This is a genomic window from Candidatus Methanogranum gryphiswaldense, from assembly GCA_019262145.1.
In the GTDB taxonomy this organism is placed as follows: Archaea; Thermoplasmatota; Thermoplasmata; order Methanomassiliicoccales; family Methanomethylophilaceae; genus Methanogranum; species Methanogranum gryphiswaldense.
In genome coordinates this window covers 482,636-503,928 of record CP076745.1, presented here as the reverse complement: position 1 = coordinate 503,928, position 21,293 = coordinate 482,636, and the positions used below count along the sequence as shown (strand labels likewise).

The following is a 21,293-nucleotide window of genomic DNA, read 5'->3' as shown; positions in this document are numbered from 1 at the left end:
AATTTGTAAGTATTTAATTGTAAAAGAGATGCTAAGAATCACATGCACCTTTATTCTTACACTATTTAAAAGAGACAATATTAAAAGTAATTAAGAAGGGGCTTTCGCCCCGGTTTATATTCTGTTCAAGGATGATTCCATCTCACTACTTTCACAGATCAGCTTCTCATCAGTCTAAGGACAATGACGATTGCCATGATTATGATCACGATTGTGATAATGATCAGGAGAATCGTTGTTATCTCCATGCTGGTATCCTCGGATATCGTCTTTGCTTCGACGGTACCATTGAACGTGAGGACATCGCCTGCGGTCGGAGTGTAGCCTAATGGCATAGCACTGCCGTTCACGTATACAGCGTAGTCCTTCAACTCGTAACCGCTGTCGGCTACGAACGAGATGCTATAACTGCTTGCCCAGTCGATGGTTACAGTGTTACCTGCGTATACATTGCCGTTGACCATCCAGTATCCATTCTGCACATACGTCAGGGTTATGGATATTGTCTGTGTGACAAGCTTTCCGTAGACACTGTCAAGGCTACCAATTGTATCGTTGATAACCAATGTCTGGAATGTTGCTTCCTCATACCATCCGTAGAATACCTGGCCCGTGATTACAGGGTTAGATACTGTTGTAATCTTGTAGCTATCAACACTATATGCTGTAGCGTAGAGAACGTCTGTATTCAAATAGTATGCAGTTGTCGATGTAACCAAAACACCAGTATCATTGTATATAGATACGGCATCTGTCGCAGGTGTTCCGTACACAATGGCATATCCACCTATTACGACTGTAGCCTTTGCATTGTTCGTGGTTGCTGTGGCAGTTGTTGATGCTGTTCCTACAACCAGACTCACATCAGCGTATACGTAGCATGAAGAATCCATGTCATTTGCAAGTAAAACACTACCTGTGACAGTAAGTTCGCTGACACCAAGTATTGCTTCTGCTGTGAGAGTTCCTGAGACGTTTGCTATCGCGTAAAGGTCTGAAGAATTCATATCATTCTCTGTGGTAAGTGTTCCAGGCACATTAAGGGTAACATATCCCTTTCCAGAGGAAAGATCAGATGTCCAAACTGCGCTGAGATTAACATTACCGTTGAAATTAAATACAGCAGATGTTGCCTTAGTTGTACTGTTCACTACTATTATTCCAATATCGAATACATTATCACTTGTACCAGTATTGTCAAAGTTCGTAGTAAATGTCACTGTACCTTCAGTAAGTATTCCAATAGTAATATTGGTGTTACTGTCATAGTTGTCAAAGACAAGGACACCGGCTGCCTTTGCAGAAGTTGTACTCGTGGCTGCCTTTGCAGGATCAATCTCAATTGCGTAGACCTTCATTACACCAGAAACAGTAAATGTTACACCAGCATTGATGATAATAGTATTAGACAATGCATCAAGTGTCACACCTGATGCAATGGTCGAACTATTAGCGAGTATTATGTCGCCCGAGTTACGTACTGTTACGGTGTCACCGCTAGAAGCAAGTCCCAGAGCTGTCGCAAGGTCTGTGTACACACCATATCCAGTATCTACCATGAACACATCCGCGATTACATTATAACCAGAATCAGATGTGAGTCCTGCAATCTTTAATTGTCCGTTCTCAACAACGACTGTACCTGTTGTGACCAATTTAGAGGTCGAAGGTACTGTAACAATTGCTGTGACTAATGAATCTTCATCGTTGTCCCCAATGATCAAATCTCCAACAACAGTTATTGTGTTAGGTGATGTAGATGTACCGACAGGCGTACCTGTTAGAGTTGTATTCTCGAGTACGACTACTTCTCCGTATACATAAATGTTAGAAGCGTTCGCCATTGCGTTAGTGAGTGTTGTGTAATAGTATGAATCATATGTCTGTGTAGATGTGCTTGCTGCAGCGACCATGTATGCAACTGCATTAATAGTATCGTTGATTTGTACAGAATATGTACCATTCTTTTCGACCTGATACATTATGATACCTGTAACATCGATATTACCGTTATTATCGATAATACTGCAGGAAGAATCAGATGAATACATTGCATTCAATGTTCCATCAACGGTCAACTGATCGTCTACTTCGAGCGTATAGACTTTATTGTCATCTATATCAAGATTCGATGTACTTACTGCAACTTGTGCATTTGAATAAATCTGTCCTATGATACTAGATGAACTCGAAGTTGTTACAGACATGCTAGCTGCCTTTACGGTGCTACTGTTGTAATATATCGCAAAGTCAGTTACTCCAAGGTCTGTAAGGCCATAGAATACAACATATGCTCCTGTGGTCTTATTCATAAGCACAACCATTATTGTCTGGTCATCCCCAACACTTGTATCAAACGTTATATATCCAGAAAGTGTTGAATCTGATCCACCATTTGAATTGCCAACAACTGCCTGTACAAGTTTATACGTATTGACATTGTATGCTATGCTATACGAATCTATACTGGTTCCTGCGATGTCCTTAGATCCAATCACTATGCTACCACTGTTAACAGTTGCAGTAGAATATGATGAAGAACCAGACACTATAATCTTTGCCTGATAAGTAGTAGTCGAGGTTATCTTAGATACAGAGAATGTAACAACACCATTGTACATGTAGTACGTAGTAACACCAGAGTCTGTATACATCATAAGAAGCTGCATTGTGTATGTGCCACTCATGTCTAATACACGTCCATCGGTGAGCGTGAATGTAACTTCATCACCGGTTAAAGATATGCCTGACACCGACGCAATTTCTTCGCCGTATGCATCATATATCGCACCATCAACAAGATCGCCATTTGAAGCTCCGACTACTGTAAGAACGAAATCATCATCTATTGTATATGTCGCAGAATCTGCAGGCATTGTAACAATTGCATCAGAATCAACAATAAGTTCTCCACTAGTAACGGTAAAGCTGTTCATTGTAGCTGTTCCGTAAATAGTAAGCTCTCCGTCAACAAGCTCATACGCTTTGTCATCTGTATTGTAATACAGCTGAATACCTTCGGTTATTCCTCCGTAAATGAGGTCATCGGATGACAAAACTGTACCATATGTGTTAACTGATACGAGTTTTGACTCGTCAGCAACGACAGTTCCGCTGAAATATGCGCTATCTCCAAGCTGTACAGATCCTTCAGATATAGTGATTGTTCCAGATGTGGATGCTGTGCTGTTCGTTCCAGGAATGGTCTCTATCACAGCTAAGTCAGAGATAGTTGTGTGGTTCACTCCAGTGGTTGTGAACGTAATAGTTGCACTGCTTACTCCATCAAGTGTAATCACTGCGACAGGTATGTATATTCCTGTTGCGGGATCATATGTTCCGAAACTAATTGTTCCTGAATAATTTGCATCTGAAGTTATGGTAAATACAACTTCGTAATCTGCATTCATCTGAAGTGTGCCTTTGTAATCAAAGGGTACACGCACTTCATAGTTTACAGCACCTGTGTTACTGTTGATTTCCTGAGTACTTACATACTGGGCATCAATAGTAGAGGTGCCTGCCGCGCTGCTATCATCGCTTTCATTTGCAACAACTGCTACAGAGCAGAGTGCAAGTGCCGCGACGACAATGAGTGCGAGCATAGTCTTATTTTTGTTCATTTTCATTTTCATCTTGGAATCATCCCCTGCCGTATCCATCCTAGATGCTCTCCATCCCGATCTTTGCACCACGCTCGCGAAGATGCGCGTACAGGGTCCGTGGACCCTCTACACACCCCTCCGCATGCGCAACGACATCCGACCGTTCGGCACAGCACCGAGGACAACGGCAATGTAGTGTCCCTTCCTCCACATCCTAAGGTATCTTCCAAAGGATTATAATTGACAAAATGACCAAAATATGAACGGAACACATCTACGGCACTCAAAGTACCGAAACGACCTTGATCCATCCTATCCCAGTCTTTTCCCAACCAATCTCCTTTGACCGTGCGAACACGGCGTACCGTCGGCGTAGAGGCACGCATACCTGACCATATGTATGGCCAATGTACAGAGGTCGTCTATGATTTGCAACTATAAAAAGATTAAGTGCATTTCTTAGTTATATTATAGTAGTAAACATCAAAGTGATACGGTCTTCTGGAATGCATCTTCATGATACACATCAACACACACTCATCTGATAATTACACTCGCCACACCGCTGCAACCCTTTATCAACGGTATCACATACGAAGGGATCTCCCCGTCCACCACAACGATGAGATGGGATTCCATCCTGTTCCCAGGATCATCGATGACAGCCTGCCTGACAGTGAGACCCTGTTTGTAGATCACGCCCATCGTCTCCGCCAATATCCCAGGTTTAGAAGCATCCGTTGGGATTATCTCGATCGTCGAACAGCCTATCTCCGGCGCCATATCGGACATCAACAGCGTAGGCCTGACCTTGGAGAATATCGCCGACAGTCCAGGCGTGGTATCGATCCTCGTTATCGCAGAACGGACGACCCTATGGTCAACATCCGCCGCCCTTGCGATAGCCGCATCCGACTGCTCGATAGGACCGCAGTATGCCTTACCATCTCTGACGCTGATCCCGTGGCGGAGCATCACCATCGCCACCTTCTCCTGCGAAGGGTACTGTCTGAGCAACTGGTGGATACGATCCATGTACCGGTGAACGCTCTGTCCGTTTAAATCATTTGGCCATTCGCCGTAACATATCGAAAAAATGAACCCGTAAACCTATCCTCTACACCTATTTCATCTCGAATATAGAAAAACAGAACACTTTCAAGGGAAGGAAACCCTTTATATCAAAAATGCCGTGATGCCATTGTACAGGTGCATAACCGTGTCAAACACGAAGGAACTCAGAGAACAGATCGAGGAGATAGACGAGGAGATAATCGACCTCATCTCCACACGCATGGAGATCGCTGACGAATTAGCGAAGGCAAAGAAACATGCAGGTCAGAAATACTGGGACGAGGACAAGGAGCGCGAGGTCATCGACAGATACCACGAACTCTGCGAAGAGGTAAGTCTTTCCGAGGAAGAAGCACGCATGATCGCAGAGGTCATCCTTAACATCTCGAAAGAAAGGCAGAAACACCTCTACGGCATCCAGTGATCATCAAAACCACTTAAACCAAAAACCATTTGCGCATATTTTCAATTTCAAATAGTATCCATTACTGATTCCGCACTTTCAAAAGAAAATGGCATTTGATTCCGAACTATACGATTTATGGAACCTTATTTTTAAACCCCTTCCTGATTTCGTAGATTTTCTGAGAATCCCATGACCATGTTTTTAATACTACCCCTTCGTTGCGTGCAACAACCCAATTGAAAGGAGCAAAAGACAATGAGCAAGATTCAGGTTGCAGTGCTCGGGGCCACCGGGATGATCGGCCAAAGATTCGTCCAGATGCTCGAGGACCATCCGTATTTCGAGATAGAGGGGCTTTACGCCTCCGAAAGATCTGACGGAAAGAGACTAGGCGACGTCCTGAAAGTGAGGGACCATGTCTACAAGGAAGAGACTGTGGAAAGCAAGATCGAAACGATGGACCTATCCAAGATCTCAAAGAACTGCAGGATCGCGTTCTCCGGTATCCCGTCGGAACTCGCAGGACCTACAGAAACAGAACTAGCACAGAAAGGTGTGGCTGTGTTCACCAACGCCGGTTCCCACAGAATGGATAAACATGTCCCGATAATAATTCCAGAGATAAACTGGGCCCAGTACGATTCCGTCAAGGACCAGGACACATACAAGGACGGAGGTTACATAGTCACCAACGCCAACTGTTCCAGTACCGGGATCGCGATACCTCTCAAAGCGCTCAACGACGCCTACGAACTGAATCAGGTCTTCGTATCGACATACCAAGCACTTTCTGGCGCTGGATATCCCGGTGTACCGTCGCTCGATGCGGTGGGTAACGTCATACCGTTCATTAGCCACGAAGAAGAAAAGATGGAGACCGAACTTGCAAAGATGCTCGGAACGTACGAGAAGGGGGAGTTCAAATATGCCAACTTCAAGGTCATGGCCAACTGTGCCAGAGTACCAGTTATAGACGGCCATCTCGAATCGCTTGTCTTAGATATGAAGGAACATCCCTCATTGGAGGACTTCAAAAAGACCCTCGTGAACTTCCGCGGAGAACCACAGAAGCTCAAACTGCCGTCGGCACCTGAACAGCCGATAATCGTCAGAAGCGAAGAGAACAGACCTCAGCCTGTATTCGATGCCATGGCCGGAACACCGGACAGGGCGAAGGGAATGGCCTCCACAGTGGGAAGGATCAGAGAAAGCAACGGATATTACAAAGCATTCGTACTTTCCCACAACACCATAAGAGGCGGCGCCGGAGGTTCTGTCCTCAACGCAGAGCTTGCAAAAGCTAAGAAACTCATTTAAAAATCAAAGCGGCCGGTACCATTCCGGCCGCACATACTTTTCAAAAACTGTTCACTTTTATTAAAATTTAAGTTTAATGTGCCAGACAATATCAATTATATTTTTATAATACAAATATACGTATTTTAATATCTAATTTATACGTATAATTTTAATATTAAAATACATATACACCACTATGTACGTCACATCAACCGATTTCAGACAGAACATTGGAAAATATCTCGACCTTTGCGCAAAAGAAGATGTTTACATAATGAAGCATGGGGATGTGTTCGCCAAACTCAGCGGAACAGTAAATGGAAAAAAAGAATCCCTGAGAAAGATATCTGGTTCATTATCCATCGATAGCAAAGAATTCACAGAAGAAGGAACAGAGACATTATGAAGATTGCATTCTCGGAGGATGTGCTTATGGATGTTCTCATGAAAAGATATCCTGGATATGATGAATCATCCAAATTGTTGGATGCTATAGCTGATGGAAAAGCAGAAGGATATACCATGCTGCCTACCTTCATCGACATAAATCGCATAACAACAGAGATCGCAGATACTCAAAAAGCCAGGGATATTGTCTCCGAAATTGCATTCATACTAGGTGTATTGCCTGTGCCCCACGAAGAGCTATTCCTGTCTGCCTTCAATTCCAAGATGTCATTGAATGACACTATGCTATCGGTATCGGCAGAAGAAGGAAAGGCGGACGTGATAGCGACGAATAATGTCGATGACTTCAAAGGGTCAAATGTGCCAGCAATGAGACCTAAAGAAATTATGGCTCAACTTTCAAAGAAAAGAGACTGATATCTATGTTTTTCACGCGCGGATAAACTTATTAAACCCCTCTTTTATACAAAAACTATCAAGAGGCCGAAAGATGACTGTCAAACTGGGAATCCCAAACAAAGGAAGACTCAACGAAAGAGCCGTAGAACTCCTTACAAAATCAGGAATTGACCTAGGCGAGGATTGGGGTAGGAGACTATATGTCACCGCGAAGGACCAGGACCTGGAGGTCCTGTTCGTCCGCGCACAGGACATACCTGCATTCATCAGCGCTGGAGCCATCGATTTCGGAATAACAGGAGAGGATATGGTAGCAGAAGCTGGATATCCTCTGAAAAAGATCTCCGAACTTGAATTCGGAATTTGCCGTCTCTCTATTGCAGCTCCTGAGACCTCCGGGATCAAAGGTGTCGAGGATATTCCTAACGGATCGCGCATCGCGACATCTTTCCCGAATGTGACAAAGAAGTTCTTTGACTCCAAACACAAGAAAGTGGAGATAGTCGAAGTATCTGGTGCGGCAGAGATAATGCCCTACCTCGGCGTTGCCGATATGATCTCCGACCTTGTCGCCACGGGTTCCACACTCAAAATCAACAGGATGGTGGAAGTATGCAAGATACTGGACTCCCAGGCCGCCATATTCACATCCTTGAAAACCAACCCTGCCGTCCAAGGTCAGATCGACGATGTCGTCGAATCCATAAAGAGTGTCATCGCCGCAGAAGACAAGAAATACCTTATGGCCAACGTACCGAAGAATAAACTACCGGAAGTACAGGTGCTCCTTCCAGGCATCGACGGGGCCACAATAATGGAGATCTCCGGAAACACCAAGATGGTAGCGGTACAGGTAGTAATCAAATCAAGCGAGATGTTCGTAATAATAAACAAACTCAAAAAACTGGGAGCCACCGGCATCCTCACCGTATCCATTGACAGGCTGGTGGAATGATGGTATCCAGGGAAATCATGAGAAGTTCAACCCGCGGTTTCCAGAAGTACTACAATCCAAAACTCAACAATGAGCTCAGAATGGACACGAACACCAACGTCCTCGGTTCGAATCCGGCTGCATCCAAATATCTTGCCGAAATGCACGAGGACCTTGAAGGATACCCCAACACATATTCCGATGGTCTAAGATCTGCTCTTGCAGAATTGTACGACCTAGAAACCGAGAACTTCGTTGCAGGAAATGGTTCAGATGAAATGCTGGACGTGTCTTTCAAGACCTTTACCGAATGGGGTGATGACTGTGTCGTACCTATCCCCTCATACACACTTTACGACTACTTCGTCAACATGAACGGAGGAAAACCCGTAGAGGTCGACCTCACTGACGATTTCCAACTAGACGTCGATGGCATATTGAAATCCAAAGCAAAGATCGCCATCATGCCATCACCTAACAATCCCACAGGTAACATCTTCAAACACAAGGACATGGAAGAAATCCTATCTAAATTCAAAGGCATCGTCATCGTGGACGAAGCGTATGTTGAATACGCACCGAAGGGTTCGATGATCAAGAAGGTCAACGAATTTGAAAATCTAATTGTCCTCAGAACCTTCTCAAAAGCATATGCGATGGCAGGATTGAGAGTAGGATATGCAGCAACCAACCTTGATGTCGCAGACATGATGAACTCGGTCAAGATACCTTATTCGTTGAACAAGATATGTGAACATGCCGCGATAGCCGCTGTGAAGGACCAAGAGTTCATCAAAAGAAGCGTAGATATGGTAACCGAGCAGAGACCTAAACTCACAAAGGAACTCAAGAGATTGGGCTTCGAACCATATCACTCTGATGCTAATTTCATACTCGCGAAATGCCCGATAGACCACTCTGTGATGGTCTCCAAACTTAAAGCGAAAAGCGTCTTGATAAGGGATTTCGGCAGCAAACGCAGAACAGAGAACTGCGTGAGGATGACCGTCGGCACAGAAGAACTCAACAAGATAATGCTCGGTAAGATAACTGAGGTATTGGAGGAATGCAAATGAGGATCACAATGGCAGATTATGGGGTCGGAAACCTGCATTCCATAAAAAAAGCACTGGAAAAGAACGGTACAGCTGTTACCGTGGTAACAGATATGAGCAAACTCCTCGATGCGAAATGCATCGTATTCCCTGGTGTGGGGGCATTCGACAAAACCATGGAGAAATTAATTCCCTACCGTGAGCAGATACGCGAACGCTTGGAAGCAGGAGTGCCTGCTCTCGGGATATGTATCGGAACACAGATATTGTTTGAATCGAGTAGCGAAGGCACATCTCCTGGCCTAGGATTCTTTCCTGGTAAGGTCGTGAAACTTAAAGCAAAACAGGTCCCTCATATGGGATGGAACCTTGTGGACACCGACGATATCCTCATGGACGGGATCGATGACAAATACTTCTACTTCGCCCATTCCTACTACTGTGATGCAACGGACCTCTCAGTTATTGTAGGGAGAACCGAATACGAAGGAACGATGTTCCCCTCATTCTTCAGAAAGAACAACTGCTATGGCACACAATTCCACCCAGAAAAAAGCGGTGACTCCGGATTGGAGTTCATCAGTCATTTTATTGACTTTGCGGAGGACAGGATATGATAGTCATACCCGCCGTTGATGTGCTAGATCATAAAGTAGTACAACTAGTCGGAGGAGTGCCAGGAAGTCAACAGATAGTCCTTCCCGACCCATTCGAGACCGCTTTGGAATGGACATACAAGGATGCCCCATATCTGCATCTGGTTGACCTGGACGGAGCATTCGATAAAGGCAGCAACATCGAGGTCTTCAAAAAGATAGCACGCGAATGCGATGTGCCAGTAGAGGTCGGAGGAGGCATCCGTTCCGAAGCCACCATCAAAGAATTACTATCTGCAGGCGTAGATAGGGTCATCTTAGGCACCAAGGCTGTGAAGGAGCCTGAATGGCTTGCGGAAATGGCATACAAATTCCCAAACAAGATAGTCCTCGGCCTTGATACAAAAGGCGGAAAAATCGCCATCAAAGGATGGCAGGAGAATTCAGATCTTTCTTTAGAAAAGATGTTCAATCTCATAAAGGACCTTCCACTCGCTGCGGTCCTCAATACCAATGTCGATGTTGAAGGACAGAAGAAAGGGATCAACGAAAAGCAAGCCAGAGATTTCATATCACGCTGCCCATGCAATGTGATCGCCTCAGGCGGTGTTACAACGGAGAAGGATGTAAAAATCCTGAGCAATGCGGGCGCAGAAGCGGCCATTGTCGGTCTTGCGATATACACCAATATCATCAGACCATGGGAATGGGAAAAACCATGGGAAAGTTAAACCTCTTTTTCAAATTCAAACTTCAAAAACATCAACCAATAACATCCCATTTACATTAACTATCAAGCAAGAATCGATATTAAAAGAAGATGCACTCCTCATTTTGCTTGGTTAAGATTTAAAAAAAGTTGGGCCCGAAGGCCCTTTAAATAAGTTTATTCCATTTATATCGCCCTTTTCTTGACAACTCCGAAGTAATATCCAACGATGCACACCAAAATCAGAACAATCACTATTACAGCGACATAGATCCAAATAGATATGGACTCTGAATCTGTAGTGAATGCTATGGCATAATATGAGAAGTGAGTAGTCGTGAACGAAACAGTTTCTGTGACTGAATCGTATACTGCACTAAACGTCTCGATATTTCCGTTATCATCAAGATACCATATCTGGATATTGGCCGGGTCCTCTCCTGCCTTCAGGATATATGGGATGGTTATCGTTACCGTTCCACCCAAATCATAAACTGCAGTCGTACCCACGGTAGCAGAAAGTTCAATGATCGTATTATCTCCGACCGCTTCCCTCTGCTTTTCATTCAGGTCATCCTTTGATGCGAATCCGATGGTCAGTGAGACTGTGTCTCCTTCTCCTGCAGCCAATGTGGATACCACATCGCTATCGAGTGTCATGGTACCGTTATCCGATACTATTTCGACCTCTGCAGAAGCATCATCGATGCTCTTCATGGAATCCAAGGACATTTCGACAACGCACCGCTCATCTGTTCTAGAACCGGATATGACTGATATCTCGACAACAGGGTTCGGATCTTCTATTCCAGCTGCTGCGGCTGCTGTTGCAGCCTGAGCCAATGCAGCATCCATCACAAAATCATCTACGAACGAAACAGATACACCGCTCTCAGACGTCGAATCTACTGTGATTGTTGTAATGACCGATGTCTCGGTACCATTATTAAACGCAGTAGTCTCAACTCCGTTAGATGTGTCTACGATATTCACAAGCATATCCGTGGAACCATCAACAAGTGTAGTCCTGGAGACAGTTTCCGTGATTGTTCCGATCACGGTCACAATATTCTCTGTAACGTTACCCTCTTTGTCCACCTCTGTGGTTGCTCCGTTCGAATAATCGAACGTAGCAGATATGCTATGGTTCGCAGTCACATTCGAGAATGTGTATGAACCCATGGTACCCACAGAAATTCCATCAATGGTAACATTTGTCACAATATAGTCTGTATCGGCTAAGATATAGAATATAGCAGACGTACCCGATTCGATCGTAGTATTACCAACGATACTTCCATTTGTTCCAGAATCCACGGTTATTGTGTATGTTGTTCCCTGAACCGCCTTGAATGTCGCCGTCAGTGTAACATCACCCGTGATTGTAATATCATGGGTCATTGCACCGCCATCGGACCAACTGGTGAATACATATCCACTACCAGGGGTCGCAAGTATTCTAACAGAGGTTCCATAGTCATATGTACCCTGTCCGAGGACCGTACCTCCAGTACCAGCAACGAGAGTTACCGTATACGTATTGATCTCCCATTGTGCAACGCATGTGATGTTACTCGCAGGCATCGTCGTCGGCACCACTGGAGACCATCCTGTGAAAGTGTATCCTTCACGGGTCGGATCTGCGGGTGCCGTTACAGATGTACCGTAATCCGCAGTTATGCTCGATACGGCAGAACCTCCGGCAGAGTCGAAAGTTATGGTGTACTGTGCCTTTACGAATGTTGCGGTATACGTCACATTACTGGTCACTATGAATGTCTTGGTAGCGGTTGTAGTGCCGTCATTCCAACTGACAAACTTGTATCCAGCATTTGCAACTGCCGTCAATGTTACGGAAGATCCGCTTGCTTTGGACCCTCCTCCGGTAACACTGCCCCCTATTGTGGGGTGATTTCCAAGGACACGGAGCTGAAGATGACGTTGTAGTTGCTTATTCCGTTGGTTGTCGCAATCGCCGTCGTGACCGTCCAGTCTGTTGTCTCTACCGTGTAGATATCGACAACGGAACCTGTGGTCGTCAAAGCACCTGCGGTAAGGCTGTCACCCACGACAAGACCGGATACATCTGTACCGGCCAGAGTGTACTGTCACCCCGTCGTACTTGAGTTCGTCGACAGTGATCGTAAGATCTGTACAGTCTGTTCGATTTCAAGGACACGGAGCTGAAGATGACGTTGTTACTTACGTTACGTTGTACTGGAAGACAGTGCCGTCGTGTCTTGACCGTCGTTGTCAGTGTAGATCGTGTGTCTCTACCGTGACAAGGATACACGGCCAGAGTGTACTGAAGACAGTGCCGTCGTATGTAGTTCGTCGACAGTGATCGTAAGATTGTGCCGTTTCCAAGGACACGGCTGTCATCCGTTGGTTGTCGACAAGTCTGTTGTCTCTACCGTGTAGATATCGACAACGGAACCTGTGGTCGTCAAAGCACCTGCGGTAAGGCTGTCACCCACGACAAGACCGGATACATCTGTACCGGCCAGAGTGTACTGGAAGACAGTGCCGTCGTATGTCTTGAGTTCGTCGACAGTGATCGTAAGATCTGCCGCCTCGATTTCCAAGGACACGGAGCTGAAGATGACGTTGTAGTTGCTTATTCCGTTGGTTGTCGCAATCGCCGTCGTGACCGTCCAGTCTGTTGTCTCTACCGTGTAGATATCGACAACGGAACCTGTGGTCGTCAAAGCACCTGCGGTAAGGCTGTCACCCACGACAAGACCGGATACATCTGTACCGGCCAGAGTGTACTGGAAGACAGTGCCGTCGTATGTCTTGAGTTCGTCGACAGTGATCGTAAGATCTGCCCTCGATTTCCAAGGACACGGAGCTGAAGATGACGTTGTAGTTGCTTATTCCGTTGGTTGTCGCAATCGCCGTCGTGACCGTCCAGTCTGTTGTCTCTACCGTGTAGATATCGACAACGGAACCTGTGGTCGTCAAAGCACCTGCGGTAAGGCTGTCACCCACGACAAGACCGGATACATCTGTACCGGCCAGAGTGTACTGGAAGACAGTGCCGTCGTATGTCTTGAGTTCGTCGACAGTGATCGTAAGATCTGCCGCCTCGATTTCCAAGGACACGGAGCTGAAGATGACGTTGTAGTTGCTTATTCCGTTGGTTGTCGCAATCGCCGTCGTGACCGTCCAGTCTGTTGTCTCTACCGTGTAGATATCGACAACGGAACCTGTGGTCGTCAAAGCACCTGCGGTAAGGCTGTCACCCACGACAAGACCGGATACATCTGTACCGGCCAGAGTGTACTGGAAGACAGTGCCGTCGTATGTCTTGAGTTCGTCGACAGTGATCGTAAGATCTGCCGCCTCGATTTCCAAGGACACGGAGCTGAAGATGACGTTGTAGTTGCTTATTCCGTTGGTTGTCGCAATCGCCGTCGTGACCGTCCAGTCTGTTGTCTCTACCGTGTAGATATCGACAACGGAACCTGTGGTCGTCAAAGCACCTGCGGTAAGGCTGTCAAGACCGGACAAGACCGTACCGGCCAGTCTGTGTACTGGAAGACAGTGCCGTCGTATGTCTTGAGTTCGTCGACAGTGATCGTAAGATCTGCCTCGATTTCCAAGGACACGGAGCTGAAGATGACGTTGTAGTCTTGAGTTCGTCGATTCCGTTGGCCTCGATTTCCAAGGACACGGAGCTGAAGATGACGTTGTAGTTGCTTATTCCGTTGGTTGTCGCAATCGCCGTCGTGACCGTCCAGTCTGTTGTCTCTACCGTGTAGATATCGACAACGGAACCTGTGGTCGTCAAAGCACCTGCGGTAAGGCTGTCACCCACGACAAGACCGGATACATCTGTACCGGCCAGAGTGTACTGGACAGTGCCAGAACTGGAAGACAGTGCCGTTGTTATAGAATTTCCAGATACTACGCTGTTGTATCCCGCAGGCGTCATTGTACCGTTAGTCACCGTTGCGACGATGTTATAAACGGTCTGGCCAACTGCCGAGTGGAAATAATATCCGTATGTAGATGTAGTTCCAAGAATGAATGATGCCCCGTCAAACACACGAAGAGTAACAGATTGTAATGTACCGGAAGATGCTGCAGAAACATTAAACGTTCCGCTACTTCCAAGATCGCTAACTGCAAACTGACTACTGATCGAGCGATTGACGCTGCCTTCCAAATAATTAAAGGTGACCAATAGTTTTGTGTTAGATCCCACACTACCACTGATTGGCGTCACATTACCCGTGATCGTATTCGTACTGGTATCCAGACTGACGCCACTGAAGGTATAAGCAGTTGAGGAAATCTCTATCGCATCGACATCGTTATCCTCAGATGCATAAACTCCAGCAGCGAGTACTGCCAGCATCGTGATGACTACCATAGTAGCCATCAATGATTTTCTTTTTTTAATGTTCATCTCTGATCCTCCCGAATACACGAGATGGTGACATTTACACGCCTAATGCGTGCATACCGCATGCTTTTTACTAACGGTAAACGTAAATATTTTTCGTAAACAGCGCCCTCTCTGGACAACGCCAACAGAGTCACTTGCAGACCAACTATTATCTTATTGATTCCATCTCGTTATTTCTCCATCCCTATATACAAGATTCGAATCATTTATATATTAATCTACCTAATTATGTCCATTTCTTAAATCAAAGATAGCCAGGACAATAAAAATGTAATTTCATAATTACATGACATTCAAAAATAATACCTAATTATTTTTTAATGCCAGTATGATATCACAAGAACTCACAAATCATAGATATACTGTTATATAGTGTAGAAGAAAAATCATACGAACTGAAAAAATTATATTTTAGATTCTGAATTAAAAGCACATACTCATCCGTATAAAGTCATGTATTTCAAAGACATTATATACCCTAGACGTCAATAACCCCCAAAAAATATTAAAAACCTAGATCCTGCAAAGAACTTAAGTTCTCTTTATAGGGTATAATTCCATTACTGAAAATTACGATTGATCCTCGAATATTCCGTAGAGGTCATCTATTGTTTTCTCTATACACAAAGAAACTAGAGAATGCCTGTTGACTGATGATTGAATCTTAACGAGTTCCTAACCTTCAATTTCGAGTCTCTTTCCTTGAACATGCATTAACTATGAATGCTAAATCTGCTTAATGCCTGCGATACGCATTAATTTACAAAAATATTCATACGAAAAATTTGTAAAAATCCAAAATATTCAGCCGAATAAATATATCAAAGCCATCTACTTGAACACAACTTCAAGAAATTGTAGGCCACATCCGGATTGGAATAATAATACAAATGCGGGAATCCTGCCACCATATCATTCTCAAGGTGCATGCATCCATACCTTTTTCCATTCGTCTTCTCAGCAATACAATCGTCCCCGCAATCATCACTATCCCAGTAATGGAATTCATGGGCTTTGATCACACAACCTTCGGGAAGTATCTGGGAACCGCCTTTTGATTCCAATTTAATGTATCCGAAACGATTGAGCCTCTTCATATTGACGACCTTCGTATCGATTATACCGACCATTGGATGCATTATTCCTTCCGAATCCTCTATCTCTCTGTGCAGATACATGAAACCTCCGCATTCTGCCATACATGGAAGTCCTGCCGATATCTTCTTCCTAACATCCTCTATCATGCCAGTATTATCGGAAAGGGCTTTGGCATGAAGCTCAGGATAACCTCCTGAGAATATCACTCCTTGAACGCCATCGGGTAGTTTTTTATCATGTATCGGAGAGAAACGAACTATCTCCGCACCGCACTCCTGAAGCATCTTGATATTATCCTCGTAAGTGAAACAGAAGGCCTCATCATCCGCTAAAGCTATCTTTACAGTGCCATCGATCCTTCTTATCTTGGGTGCATCGTAGGAAAGCTCAGGAACATCCTGAGATAATCTTATCAGAAGATCTAGATCCATCGTATCCTCGAACACTGAAGCAAGCTTGTTCAATTTGTCCTTGAGATTATCTATCTCACCTGGAAGGCAAAGTCCCAGATGACGGCTTTCAAGTACAAGTTCCGAAACCTTTGGTACATATCCTATGACCTTTACATTCAGTTCCTTCTCTATGAACTTGGATACCTCTCTGTAGACAGACTCGGACATGTTGTTCAATATGACGCCCTTGATATTGTTCTGCCTAAACTCCATGAATCCTTTGATCACAGGAACGACCGAAAGACTCGCACCTTTGCAATTGACGACGAGTATCACAGGACACGAAAGCCTTTGTGAAACGTCATGAGTGCTACCTCTGTCGGTCACAATCCCCAGACCGTCGTAGAAACCCATTACGCCTTCTATGACGGATATGTCCTGTCCTTCCGCAGACCTTGAGAACAGATATCTGGTGAGATTGTCGTCAGTGAAAAAAGGATCTAGATTCCTGGAAGGCGTCCCTATCACTCTGCTGTGGAACATAGGATCGATATAATCCGGACCGCACTTGAATGAAGAAACTTTCAAACCTCTATTAACCAAAGCCTGGAGTATCCCGCAGGTTATCAACGTCTTACCGCTGCCGCTCGCAGGTGCTGTTATCATTATCCTCGGAAGTATCATTGCCCAGGTCCCCTGCACGTAGTTATGTACACTGGATTCTGTGCCGTCATAAGATGATATCTTCCTATCTTCTTTCCTTTAGATACATTGATACATACGGTATCCTCTTCTATGAGACCGAGCTCCTTTATGCATTCCATGGTCTCAGATATTGTCTCCAAGGTCACTGAATTGATCACTACGCGCACAGAAGGGTTCTTGCCCAATATGCATTCCAATATCTGTTTCAAATTACCAGACGACCCGCCAATGAATACGTGTGTGGGTACAGGAAGCTCCTCGAGTGTCTCGGGTGCAAATCCGTTTACTATCATTAGATTGGGAACTTTGAATTTTTTACGATTCTGCTCTATGAGGGAAGAAGCGACCTCTTCCTTCTCTATCGCATAGATCTTCCCAGATACTGCGACCGAGGCCATCTCGACGGAAACAGAACCTGTTCCTGCACCGACATCATATACGATGGAGTCCTCATTCAATCTGAGCTTTATTACGGACAACGCCCTTACCTCTGACTTTGTCATCGGGGCATCACCGCGTATCAACTCCTCATCGGACAGACCGATTATGCTCTCTGTAGTGTGATTCTGATTCTCGATCAAGGCCACACACAACTCGGAATCCACCATGCCCATTACCTGCGAAGGATGTCCTGAAAATATCCTCTCTCTGGAACTTCCAAGGTCCTGTCCTATTGTAACTTTGACATCATCCATGTTATATTCTATCAACAGCGAGCACATCGATGTAGCTCCCTCGGAACCCTGGAGTAAAGAGAATACCTTGTGATGTCTCTTGACCTCTCCGACGATATTGATCTCACGGCCGTGGGCACTGACGGGATGCACATCATCCCATGATGTTCCAAGCCTTCCGCAGAGGTATACCATGGAAGATATGCCGCATATGATCTTGACATCGTATTCATCACGGTCGGCCCCCTGTATCAATTTCTTTGCCGCACTGTAGAATCCCACATCGCCGGATACAAGTACCGCAATGTGTCTGTATTCTTGATGGTCTTTCAGATGTGCGAGCACTTTGTCCGTGAGATACTCTTCCAGTATGTCGCTTCCAGTCTGCCCGACGGACTCTATCATCCTCTTTGCACCTACGATAAGATCGGAAGACAATATCGCATCACGTGCCTCTACAGTAAGTCCTTCAGGTGTCCCCATCCCAATACCGACGATGAAAAGTTCACGTTTTGACCTTACATCATCGCATCTGTCTGTGATGCCAAATCTTTTACTCAGCATTGAAACTGTCTCATCGAATGACAAACCGCATTCTTCGGTTGGCCTTCCGACAAGTATTATCTTAACACCTGCCTTTCTCGCAGCAGACACTTTCTCTCCGAATCCACCGGGCTGACCTGAATCCTTGGTCACTATGTACCTTGCATCGATCTGCTTCAGCATACCATAATTCAATTCTTCGGTGAAGGGACCCTGCATGCATATGATATTCTTACCTTCGAATCCAGCCTCATTACATTTCCTGAGACTGTCCACATTCGGCAGGACGCGAACGAAGACCCTATCTTTTATCGGTGTGTACTTCGAGGCTTCTTTACTCCCGGTGGTCACAAAGATATTTCCTGGTTTATCTTTCAGATATTCCACTGCAGAATCTATATCTGGCACAATTATAAGATTGTCATTGTGAACCCCTTCTGGCCTTAAAAGACGAACATACTCGGCACCTGTGCTCGAACAAGCTTCTTTGATGTGCTCAGTGACGATGACCGCATAAGGATGGGTTGCATCTATGACGAGAGGATATTCCTTCATCAATCTGCACATGCCATCCATTCCCAGCCGGTCAGACGAGATCTCTATGTTATCATTCTCGGTTATCAAAGCACGTCCATATTCAGTGACCACACAGGAGTGGACCTTGACACCATTAGAACCAAGGTATTCGGTCAATCTTCTTCCTTCGGTCGTACCAGCAAATATCAGAACACCATTCATTTTCCACCCTCATTGAATTTAACGATATATTCCTCTTGCACAATGGAAATGGTAACTCCGTTCAGCGCCACTTTCCTACATATGAGGTCTCCACTCTTGGATGCCTTTACTGCTGCCCTCTCACATACGCAGTCCACATCCGTAACGGATTTGACAAATTCCGATCTTGTGAACCCATTATAGTCGATATCGTTGAGTTCACCCGATGTGTAAAAAACTGTCGGAATATCGAAATCTTCACTCAACTTCTTTATCGCTGGCTCATTCTTCTTGAGATCTATGCTCGCAATAAGTCTGACACTCTCGAACGCTATATTCATCTCTCTGAGCACTTTGCAGAACAGAATATTGACATTCTCACATGGGATATCTTTCCTGCAACCTATGCCCACGACATAATGTTTGGGAATGAGGACCAACGTTCTATCAAAGGGAAGCATCGGGAAGAACTTCGAAGATATTAGTATACCCAAATCCCCCTCGTCCTTCTCCTTTAGCTCAGAAGGAACCAGACCATCCACAAAGAACTCCGACTCGAAGTATACGTCCTTCCCGTCCAGTATCCTCGCAGAGACCTCCTTGGCCAATGCCTTGCCTCTGAACTTCATACCGTTCTCAACTGCGAATACATCGACAGCGAACTTACCATTGACATCTGTCGCAGTAGTTATGACAGGTATGCCTCCGATACCTTGAGCGATCTTGCTTGTCAGACGGTTGGCACCTCCTACATGTCCTGACAGAAGGGATATGACGAATTTCCCTGTGTCATCCATGCATATTACCGCGGGGTCCTTCTTCTTATCCTTGATGTACGGGGCGATCATCCTAACCGCCACTCCGGTCGCACCCACGAATATCAATGCATCCGAGGAGGCCATCGCATTGCCTGTCCAGTCCACCAAAGGTACTTGGACCTTCTTTGTGTCTTTAACATCGGCCGTCGTCTTCGAGAATATCTCGCAACGATCGCCCTCCAAAACCTCGGCAACCCTCTTTGCGGTCTGACAACCTTTGACCGTGAAGGCCACTATCATAACATGCATCACATCAACTCCTTCATGATATCGGAGGCATTGCCCGATTCGCATAATCTTCCATAAGTGGAAGAGAACATGACCGCACCGACCTTCAGCTTACCGCCCACACGGTGCATCATGTGGAACTCTATTCTCTCCGCCAATAAATACATCACCTTATTCATCAGACCTGCTTCTTTCAGAATATCCAGCGCTGCTTCGGTGGTGACCGCGTCCATTATCTTTCTGGCAGTGTCTGCATCCCCGCCTGCCACCACAGTATACGCAGACAGTATCTCCATCCTGCAATCCGCATTTCTAGAATGGGTGTTCATTATTCCTCCAGCGACCTTGACGAGCTTGCCGATGTTACCGACCAAAAGGATACCTTCCACCCCTAGTTCAACCGCATAATCCAAAGATTCACCCAAGAAATTACTTATCTTGACGGCCACTGCAGAACCTATGTCGTCCATATTATCAGAATAATCCTGCCCATAATTACCGGGAACGAAAAGCAGATACCTGTGACCTTCTGCAAAATACATCCTCATTTCGGTCCTTATCGTATCTACCAGGGCCTTCTCGCTCATAGGTCTGACAATACCCGACGTGCCGAGTATGGATATTCCACCAACAATACCCAGATTGGGGTTAAACGTTCTTTTAGCTATCTCTGCACCGTCTGGTACTTGGATCGTTGCTTCCAACCCTCCCTTCCAACCGAAGGATTCGGCAGCATCGTTCATAGCTTCCAATATCATTGATCTGGGAATACGATTTATAGCGGCATTACCGATTGGTTGATCAAGTCCTTTTCTTGTGACCCTGCCGACCCCTTCACCACCGTCTAGAATGATCTTCCCGTCATCCCTCTTTCTGACCGCGGAATATATCAATGTGCCATCCGTGACATCTATATCATCTCCGCCGTCCTTCTTTACAGCGCAGATCACTTGATCGTTGGTTATCGTTATATCTTCTATACCTAGACATAATTCTTTTCCACTGGGTACGATGATAACAACGGAATTTATCCTGTCTCCGCCTAAAAGCATAATGGATGCGGCCTTCGATGCTGCCGCTGCACATGTGCCAGTTGTATATCCGCACCTTAATTCTTTACCCTCGACAAATATTCTATCGTCGTCCATCATGACATCAACTTGGATATATCAGCCAACTTATATAGTTGGTGCAACCTCTACTATTTAGCGTTACTATC

Annotated in this window: 20 protein-coding genes; 8 read left to right on the top strand and 12 right to left on the bottom strand. The window is 45.3% G+C overall.

What is annotated here, in order from left to right:
* Positions 1-158: 158 nt before the first annotated feature.
* From KRP56_02695 to KRP56_02685, 3 genes are all read right to left on the bottom strand, one after another.
* Entirely contained in the window at positions 159-3,662 is a 3,504-nt protein-coding gene (locus tag KRP56_02695; protein UAL08172.1) for a hypothetical protein, read from the bottom strand.
* A complete protein-coding gene (locus KRP56_02690; protein UAL08171.1) occupies positions 3,632-3,991 on the bottom strand; it encodes a hypothetical protein in 360 nt (119 codons plus the stop codon). Before KRP56_02690 ends, KRP56_02695 begins: the two co-directional genes overlap by 31 nt.
* A 151-nt stretch (positions 3,992-4,142) precedes the next feature.
* Positions 4,143-4,586: a regulator of amino acid metabolism, contains ACT domain protein gene (locus tag KRP56_02685; protein UAL08436.1), complete on the bottom strand. Its 444-nt coding sequence runs from the start codon at positions 4,584-4,586 to the stop codon at positions 4,143-4,145.
* Between the two features lie 214 nt (positions 4,587-4,800).
* Between KRP56_02685 and KRP56_02680 the strand changes: the two genes are divergently transcribed.
* From KRP56_02680 to hisA, 8 genes are all read left to right on the top strand, one after another.
* Positions 4,801-5,103, top strand: coding sequence for a chorismate mutase (locus KRP56_02680; GenBank protein ID UAL08170.1), 303 nt, complete (start codon positions 4,801-4,803; stop codon positions 5,101-5,103).
* Between the two features lie 237 nt (positions 5,104-5,340).
* Positions 5,341-6,402 (top strand): aspartate-semialdehyde dehydrogenase, encoded by a 1,062-nt coding sequence (asd, locus tag KRP56_02675; protein ID UAL08169.1) that lies wholly within the window; start codon positions 5,341-5,343, stop codon positions 6,400-6,402.
* Positions 6,403-6,580: 178 nt separating this feature from the next.
* On the top strand, positions 6,581-6,790 hold the full coding sequence (locus KRP56_02670) for a type II toxin-antitoxin system Phd/YefM family antitoxin (GenBank protein UAL08168.1): 210 nt from the start codon (positions 6,581-6,583) through the stop codon (positions 6,788-6,790).
* Positions 6,787-7,209: a hypothetical protein gene (locus tag KRP56_02665; protein UAL08167.1), complete on the top strand. Its 423-nt coding sequence runs from the start codon at positions 6,787-6,789 to the stop codon at positions 7,207-7,209. Before KRP56_02670 ends, KRP56_02665 begins: the two co-directional genes overlap by 4 nt.
* Before the next feature lie 85 nt (positions 7,210-7,294).
* The gene (hisG, locus tag KRP56_02660) at positions 7,295-8,146 is read left to right on the top strand and encodes an ATP phosphoribosyltransferase (GenBank protein UAL08435.1); all 852 of its coding nucleotides are present in this window, start codon (positions 7,295-7,297) and stop codon (positions 8,144-8,146) included.
* Positions 8,146-9,201: a histidinol-phosphate transaminase gene (gene hisC / locus KRP56_02655; GenBank protein UAL08434.1), complete on the top strand. Its 1,056-nt coding sequence runs from the start codon at positions 8,146-8,148 to the stop codon at positions 9,199-9,201. Before hisG ends, hisC begins: the two co-directional genes overlap by 1 nt.
* Positions 9,198-9,797 carry an imidazole glycerol phosphate synthase subunit HisH gene (gene hisH / locus KRP56_02650; GenBank protein UAL08166.1) on the top strand — a complete coding sequence of 200 codons (600 nt, stop codon included), beginning with the start codon at positions 9,198-9,200 and terminating at the stop codon, positions 9,795-9,797. The genes hisC and hisH overlap by 4 nt, the downstream gene beginning before the upstream one ends.
* On the top strand, positions 9,794-10,507 hold the full coding sequence (gene hisA, locus KRP56_02645; protein UAL08165.1) for a 1-(5-phosphoribosyl)-5-[(5-phosphoribosylamino)methylideneamino]imidazole-4-carboxamide isomerase: 714 nt from the start codon (positions 9,794-9,796) through the stop codon (positions 10,505-10,507). The genes hisH and hisA overlap by 4 nt, the downstream gene beginning before the upstream one ends.
* Before the next feature lie 164 nt (positions 10,508-10,671).
* Here hisA and KRP56_02640 read toward each other — a convergent pair whose 3' ends face one another.
* The 9 genes from KRP56_02640 to cbiD form a co-directional block, all read right to left on the bottom strand.
* Positions 10,672-12,333, bottom strand: coding sequence for an InlB B-repeat-containing protein (locus KRP56_02640; GenBank protein UAL08164.1), 1,662 nt, complete (start codon positions 12,331-12,333; stop codon positions 10,672-10,674).
* A gap of 50 nt (positions 12,334-12,383) precedes the next feature.
* Complete coding sequence (locus KRP56_02635) at positions 12,384-12,554, bottom strand: hypothetical protein (GenBank protein UAL08163.1); 171 nt, start codon at positions 12,552-12,554, stop codon at positions 12,384-12,386.
* Between the two features lie 309 nt (positions 12,555-12,863).
* A complete protein-coding gene (locus tag KRP56_02630; protein ID UAL08162.1) occupies positions 12,864-13,220 on the bottom strand; it encodes a hypothetical protein in 357 nt (118 codons plus the stop codon).
* A complete protein-coding gene (locus KRP56_02625; protein ID UAL08161.1) occupies positions 13,213-13,998 on the bottom strand; it encodes a hypothetical protein in 786 nt (261 codons plus the stop codon). The genes KRP56_02630 and KRP56_02625 overlap by 8 nt, the downstream gene beginning before the upstream one ends.
* Positions 13,985-14,899 carry a hypothetical protein gene (locus tag KRP56_02620; protein ID UAL08160.1) on the bottom strand — a complete coding sequence of 305 codons (915 nt, stop codon included), beginning with the start codon at positions 14,897-14,899 and terminating at the stop codon, positions 13,985-13,987. Before KRP56_02620 ends, KRP56_02625 begins: the two co-directional genes overlap by 14 nt.
* 821 nt (positions 14,900-15,720) lie before the next feature.
* Positions 15,721-17,073, bottom strand: coding sequence for a cobyrinate a,c-diamide synthase (locus KRP56_02615; protein ID UAL08159.1), 1,353 nt, complete (start codon positions 17,071-17,073; stop codon positions 15,721-15,723).
* A complete protein-coding gene (gene cobK / locus KRP56_02610) occupies positions 17,070-19,049 on the bottom strand; it encodes a precorrin-6A reductase (GenBank protein UAL08158.1) in 1,980 nt (659 codons plus the stop codon). The genes KRP56_02615 and cobK overlap by 4 nt, the downstream gene beginning before the upstream one ends.
* Positions 19,046-20,095, bottom strand: a complete 1,050-nt coding sequence (locus KRP56_02605) for a cobalamin biosynthesis protein (GenBank protein UAL08157.1) — start codon at positions 20,093-20,095, stop codon at positions 19,046-19,048. Before KRP56_02605 ends, cobK begins: the two co-directional genes overlap by 4 nt.
* Positions 20,095-21,225 carry a cobalt-precorrin-5B (C(1))-methyltransferase CbiD gene (cbiD, locus tag KRP56_02600; protein ID UAL08156.1) on the bottom strand — a complete coding sequence of 377 codons (1,131 nt, stop codon included), beginning with the start codon at positions 21,223-21,225 and terminating at the stop codon, positions 20,095-20,097. Before cbiD ends, KRP56_02605 begins: the two co-directional genes overlap by 1 nt.
* Positions 21,226-21,293: the final 68 nt, after the last annotated feature.

Bases quoted from the DNA above. Each gene is read 5' to 3' on its own strand.
- hisC (UAL08434.1), top strand. From the start codon at position 8,146: ATGGTATCCAGGGAAATCATGAGAAGTTCAACCCGCGGTTTCCAGAAG.
- KRP56_02690 (UAL08171.1), bottom strand. From the start codon at position 3,991: ATGCGTGCCTCTACGCCGACGGTACGCCGTGTTCGCACGGTCAAAGGA.
- KRP56_02685 (UAL08436.1), bottom strand. From the start codon at position 4,586: ATGGTGATGCTCCGCCACGGGATCAGCGTCAGAGATGGTAAGGCATAC.
- KRP56_02615 (UAL08159.1), bottom strand. From the start codon at position 17,073: ATGATACTTCCGAGGATAATGATAACAGCACCTGCGAGCGGCAGCGGT.
- KRP56_02695 (UAL08172.1), bottom strand. From the start codon at position 3,662: ATGGATACGGCAGGGGATGATTCCAAGATGAAAATGAAAATGAACAAA.
- KRP56_02620 (UAL08160.1), bottom strand. From the start codon at position 14,899: ATGAACATTAAAAAAAGAAAATCATTGATGGCTACTATGGTAGTCATC.
- cobK (UAL08158.1), bottom strand. From the start codon at position 19,049: ATGAATGGTGTTCTGATATTTGCTGGTACGACCGAAGGAAGAAGATTG.
- KRP56_02605 (UAL08157.1), bottom strand. From the start codon at position 20,095: ATGCATGTTATGATAGTGGCCTTCACGGTCAAAGGTTGTCAGACCGCA.
- hisA (UAL08165.1), top strand. From the start codon at position 9,794: ATGATAGTCATACCCGCCGTTGATGTGCTAGATCATAAAGTAGTACAA.
- KRP56_02665 (UAL08167.1), top strand. From the start codon at position 6,787: ATGAAGATTGCATTCTCGGAGGATGTGCTTATGGATGTTCTCATGAAA.
- cbiD (UAL08156.1), bottom strand. From the start codon at position 21,225: ATGATGGACGACGATAGAATATTTGTCGAGGGTAAAGAATTAAGGTGC.
- asd (UAL08169.1), top strand. From the start codon at position 5,341: ATGAGCAAGATTCAGGTTGCAGTGCTCGGGGCCACCGGGATGATCGGC.
- KRP56_02670 (UAL08168.1), top strand. From the start codon at position 6,581: ATGTACGTCACATCAACCGATTTCAGACAGAACATTGGAAAATATCTC.
- hisH (UAL08166.1), top strand. From the start codon at position 9,198: ATGAGGATCACAATGGCAGATTATGGGGTCGGAAACCTGCATTCCATA.
- KRP56_02680 (UAL08170.1), top strand. From the start codon at position 4,801: ATGCCATTGTACAGGTGCATAACCGTGTCAAACACGAAGGAACTCAGA.